The sequence below is a fragment of the Rhodococcus sp. MT28 genome (genome assembly GCF_058792695.1).
Map to the genome: position 1 here is coordinate 1 of NZ_JBXAFD010000046.1, position 5307 is coordinate 5307.

At 60.4% G+C, this 5307-nt stretch carries 6 protein-coding genes; all 6 read right to left on the reverse strand.

All coding sequences use genetic code 11. The features are described from left to right. Positions 1–218 precede the first annotated feature (218 nt). The 6 genes from AC1Q6C_RS33350 to AC1Q6C_RS33375 all read right to left on the reverse strand — a co-directional run bounded on the left by AC1Q6C_RS33350 (position 219) and on the right by AC1Q6C_RS33375 (position 5248). Positions 219–482: a hypothetical protein gene (locus tag AC1Q6C_RS33350; RefSeq protein ID WP_075835981.1), complete on the reverse strand. Its 264-nt coding sequence runs from the start codon at positions 480–482 to the stop codon at positions 219–221. A gap of 130 nt (positions 483–612) precedes the next feature. Beyond that, positions 613–1200: a GNAT family N-acetyltransferase gene (locus tag AC1Q6C_RS33355; protein WP_075835979.1), complete on the reverse strand. Its 588-nt coding sequence runs from the start codon at positions 1198–1200 to the stop codon at positions 613–615. Then, on the reverse strand, positions 1190–2545 hold the full coding sequence (locus tag AC1Q6C_RS33360; protein WP_087503868.1) for a MinD/ParA family ATP-binding protein: 1356 nt from the start codon (positions 2543–2545) through the stop codon (positions 1190–1192). Before AC1Q6C_RS33360 ends, AC1Q6C_RS33355 begins: the two co-directional genes overlap by 11 nt. A 20-nt stretch (positions 2546–2565) precedes the next feature. Beyond that, a complete protein-coding gene (locus tag AC1Q6C_RS33365; RefSeq protein WP_042925544.1) occupies positions 2566–3033 on the reverse strand; it encodes a hypothetical protein in 468 nt (155 codons plus the stop codon). Between the two features lie 144 nt (positions 3034–3177). Further along, positions 3178–3834 (reverse strand): TetR family transcriptional regulator, encoded by a 657-nt coding sequence (locus AC1Q6C_RS33370; RefSeq protein ID WP_075835996.1) that lies wholly within the window; start codon positions 3832–3834, stop codon positions 3178–3180. A gap of 217 nt (positions 3835–4051) precedes the next feature. Beyond that, positions 4052–5248 (reverse strand): DUF2637 domain-containing protein, encoded by a 1197-nt coding sequence (locus tag AC1Q6C_RS33375; protein WP_223304645.1) that lies wholly within the window; start codon positions 5246–5248, stop codon positions 4052–4054. Positions 5249–5307 lie beyond the last annotated feature (59 nt).

Consider the following 5307-nt stretch of genomic DNA (forward strand, 5'->3'; position numbering starts at 1 on the left):
AACCTACGACGAAACCCATGCCTTCCCACCTCCTCTCGTGCTCGCGGCTTGACTGTTAACTTCCTGAGATGTCTTTCTTGATCGCACCGAATTCGACGTTAGGTGGAGCGCTTCGGCCGGCTGCGCGCGAAAGCTCCTCTACACGGTGCAGGTAATCCTCGTGCTCCAAAGTTGCGATGCCGTGATTCATCTAGTCCCCCTGGGTTACAAGCGAATGGTCAGTGTCGGCGGGTTCGTTGTGCGGTGCCGGCGAAGCCCGCGAGCGCCATCAGCGGTGCCACGATGGCGATACCGAGCACTGCGCCGACAGCTGTGCGGTTCCGTCTGGTGCGGCGGGCGTTGAGGTCGGTGACGTACTGGCCTCGTTGCCAGTACACCCACGGCGGCGTGGCGCGCCGGATGGCACGCTCTCGGCGCTTGACGATCAGGACCAGCACAGCAACGCCGGCAGCCACGATCGGATAGACCAGCAAGATTTCCATGACGCTCCTACGTGCCTGTGGCGCAGGCGTTCACCGGATCAGCGAGCACTCTGCGAGTCGAACTTGATACTCCGCACTGTGAATTTCTACCGCGGTCCACCGACACACACCCGCTGACAATCGCGGTGTTCTACGTGGTCGGACTGGGTGCGATGAGCAGTTTGTAAAACCACTGTCCTCGCCGAACGAGCGTGGCGTGTTCGAGAACATGTGCCGGAGCGGGAAGTTCGGCGGGCGTTTCAACTCTGATGAAACCCAATTCGTCGTAGAAGGCCGCGGCACCGCGTTCGCGTTCGTCGAGAAACCCGAACCACAGATCGACGTCGGTTTGGCCGCGATGAAGCTCCTCTGCCCTCGCTAAGAGCGCCCGCGCGTAACCGCGTCCTCGATGTGACGGATGGACGGCGAGGTGTTCGAGTACTCGTGTCCGTAAAGCCAACTGGTATCCGGCGTCCTCGTCTACGAAACGGGCCGCACCTTGTGCGAGGGTGAGGGGAAGATGTGAACTCAGAGCTGCAATGACACGGCGGTCCTCGTCTCGCATGGCGAGCTTGACCCAGTCCGGGTCGTGCTCGTGCTGCGCAGCAATGGTCCCAACAGACTGCGGGGTGACGCCGGAAATGGTGGATGCGAACAGTCGCCCCATCCAACGCAGCCCGCTGTCGTCGGCAACCTCTTCGATGACCGGAGACGCACCGTCACCGAGGTCAGCCGACACGAGTCAACGCCCGCGAGTGGACAGGAAAGAGATCGGCGACTTTCGCCGCCAACCCTCGATATGCCGAGGTGGTGGCGGGGTTTAGACGATCGGGAAAGATTTCGGCACTTTCCTCGAGATGCGGATCGTAGGGAATGACATGGACCTCGTGTACCCGTTCCTGGAACCAGGCAAGGGACTTGTCGACGTCGAACGGACGTTTGCCGGGGCGTTGATGCGAGACGACCACAATGGTGCGTGCGAGGAGATGCCGGTAGAGCCAACGACGATGCCCGTTCTCATCCGTGACGGGGAGGTTGGTGTCGGGATCTTTGGCGTAGGCACTGTGCAGGTAGTCGATCGCGGCGACTGCTTCATCCGCAGAATCCTGTTTGGCGTCGAGCGGAATGATCAGCGCATCGGAATGAGCGAGCACGGCCTGTGTCGCAGGATGGGTGATGTTCGTTCCGCAGTCCGCGATGATCAGAGAATAGAAGTCTTTGACGACATCGAGGATCTGGTCGTAGTCGGCGGCGGAGAAGGACTGTGCAGTCGCTGGGTCTTGCGCGGAGGCAAGGATTTCCAGTCCCGCCGGCGTCTGGTTGGTGTGTGTGCGGATTTCGTGCACGCGTTGTGGGCGGGGCGCATCGAGAAGGGTGAATACGCTTCCGTCGGTGCGGGATGTGGTGCGGCGTGCAAGGTTTCCACGATCGGGATTGACGTCGACGGCAAGTACTGCATCGGTGCGTACCTCAGCGAAGGCATTTCCGACGCCGATGGCGGTCGTCGTTTTCGCTGCACCTCCCTTGAGTTGGACGATACCGAGTTTGAAATCGGCATCGATCGGTCGCTGCAATCGGCGGGTGAGTTCACGGTGCGCGATGTCTGCGGGGTTCTCCCCCAGGTTCACGGTCTTCGCTGATGCGAAGAACAACCAGCGCCGCCAACCGGATTCGGCTATCGCCTGTGTTCTGTCGACTCGCCAGTTCGTCTCGTTACTACTACTCGCTGCGCGGTATTTCGCTTCGCCTGAGCTGTGAGAGGAGAAGACGTCTGCCGCGTTGGAGGTCGCCCAGACCGCTGACGGTGAAACTCCTGTCGGCATCATGAGTGCGCTCTTACCGGATGGTGGCGAGGCGGGTGTAGGTGCCTTCGACGCGTCGTCTGAGATAAGCGGCTGCTCGTCTGTAGCGTCGGACGGCTGGCTCACTTCCTCGACGAAGTCGATCGGCGAGGTCACCTCGCTGATGAACGCATCGAGGTCTTGGTACCGAGGACCTGACGTGTCTGTGGGAGTCTCAGCGGCCGGTGTGGGTTGCTGCATCCACGGAGGCACTACGGGAGGGGGTAGTGGTTGTTTCGCCATGACAGGGATCCTGTTCTCGATCAGTGTGTGGTGGTAGTGGTGCTCTTGTCGGATTTCTTGGTCTTTTCGACGATTGCTTCTTCGACCCAGTCCGACCACGACGGATAGTCCGGACTCTGAGCCCACCAGGCAGCGCGGGCATCGGACCAGACAGCCGGCGCACAGGTGAAGGACCTGCGCTCGCGGTCGACGGGTTCGAGAGCGGGCTCACGTCGCCCGGTTGGCAGTCGTGATGGCGCCCGCGGTAGAGGAGAATCGTCACCCGGAGTCAGCTGGGTTTGCACTGAAGCTGCTTTTTCCCTCAATGCTGCTTCCAACCATTCCGTCCATGCCGGATAGTCGCTGCGCACCACGCTCCATGCTGTCTTGGCGTGGTCCCAGATTTCTTTGGTGCAGCTGAAACTTTCCCTCTTGCGTTTCCAGTTCGCCCCCTTCCCCGCTTCGGCGGCGAGGGATTCGTCGCCTCGGTCTGTCGTGGACCTGTCCATGGATGCTCCCTTTCCAGTTCCGGTCAGGAGCGAACTTCACTCCTGACCGGAACGTATGTGCATCCACTGTATCCAAATCACATCCGAGTAGATATGCGACGACGAAGCCAGGTCCGGCTTGTTTCCGAACTTCAGTTGCTAGCTTCAGCTCGACAAGCGAGGTTCGCTAGGTGTCCCCTCAGAGAATGCGGCCAGGTGCGCGCTGACCACATCGTGGACTCGATCACCGAGACCAACGTCTTCCCGGAGAATCACTGATGCGTGCGCGGCTCCGACAGTGCCGGCGCACAAGTTCCATGCAAGTCGGTGTGCAGCGGGGGTGTCGGGGAGTTCACCGTCTGCGATGGCGGTGTCGACGATGTCGCTAAGAGTATCGACCCAGTGTGCGAACGCTGCCCCGTTGTCGATGGTGGGTTCGAGAGTGAGCTTCATTCCGGCACGCAGGTTGGTACCCGCGGCGATCCCGTCACCAAGGGAGGTGAAGATCGCCGTCAGTTGGTCGACTGCCGGCCTCCCTGTGCCGATTGCCTCGCTGATGGATCCGTTGACGGCGTGATTCCAGTCGGCGACAAGTTGTTGTGCGACGGCTTCTTTGGACGGGAAGTGATGGTAGATAGCGCCTTTGGTGATTGTTCCTGACGCGAGGAGGGCGTTCATACTAGTTGCGCCGTAGCCGTCAGCATCGAAATGGTGTGCGGCGGCGGAGACGATCGCTTCTCGTGTTCGCACTGCTCGGGCCTGCGTGTTTCGTGCGGTATTAACGGTGGGTCGGCCGATGTGGGGGCGATTAGTATTGCTCATGGTCACAGGGCTTTCTGTGGCTCGGTCCTGGTGGTGTAGTGAGCACTGCCAGGACCTCTGTTTATGTATCTGGCTTTTCCGCTGAGGCGCGAGGCCTCTCCAATTTGCAAATATTCGTGTGCCCAAGGGTTTTTCTGCCTGTTTGTCACGATCACACCGGATGGCGATCGGCCCTGACTGATCGTGATGACGGGCGGACATTATTGGTGAGACCTGGTCAAATGTTGACGAGTTCACTCTCCAGCGGATACTCGGCAGACCGAAGGTCAGGCAACGGCGGCCTCGTGAATCCTGCTGCACGGGCCTCTTTTTCGAACTGCTGGTAGCGACGCCATGCTGTCGATATCGCAACTGGTGGCTTCGACTCCTGAGCGATCATCTCCCACGTGAGGTTCAGGTTCGTGAGCTTCCGGACTGCGGTGTCTTTCACGGTTTCCGGCAGATCCGAGTTTGCGATGAATTTCTTCAAGGCACTGAGGTTTTGTGTAGGCGTGGCTGTCGGTCTGGTTGCTGTTGCATCACTGCTGCTGACCGTCTCGAAAGCGGGCGCAAAGTCGAGGCCGGTTTCTTCATCGCCCGAGGTCTGAGCGACTGCCGTTGCCGGTCGTGCAAGCCAGCGCAGTAGCCACCATGCCGCAGCCGTGGCCGCGCCTGCACCGGCCGCCTGGATGGGTCCTTGGACCGTCAGCAGCGCCAAGGTTGCGAGTGCCCCTGTGCCCGCGACTGCGTTTCGACTCGATGCGGATACAAGGACAGCGTGAAAGCTACGGTGGGCGTCGATCTGCGTCTTTGCGGCGCTAGCCTCGGCTTCCGTGGCAATGTCGGCTTGTACAGCGCCTTCCGCTGGTGTAATGCTCTCCGCTGATGCAACTGGCTGGAGATTCTGAGCATGGGAATCGACGAGCTCTCGGTATGCGGCGTAGGCGATTCCGACAGCCTTCACGAGGACGGTGATGCCGTGGGTGAACGCCAAGACCAGGGCCGGCGGGATGATTGCGAGGGCAGCTGCAATGGCCGGGGCGAGTGGAATGAATCCGAGGTCTCCCCCACCGTCGACGAACTGGCGGGCGTCGACGGCTGCGTTGTAGGCATGGAATGCGTTGCCCAGGATGCTGATCACCACAACGCTGACTGCGAGGGCGATGTAGAAGCCTCTGTCGCGTCGGTTCATCTTGAGCTTGCTGATGATGACGATGGCGATGGTGGCGCCGAGGATTGCGCTGTCGACGATCGCCGGGAAAATCCACGTCAGGTTTTCGGGGATCAGTGCTTGCCTGGCAAGGTCACGTTGCACGGCGAAGGAAAGTACGAATGCGCCGGTGGTGATGCCGAGCGCAATAACGATCGCGAGTGCCAGTGCGGCGAGCAATGCGCCTAGCTGGATGCGGGCAGCCCGGAGGCTAAAGTCGTTCATGATCGGGTTTTTCCTAATTGGTGTGTAGAAGCACGGACCGACGGAGCGGTAACGCTCAC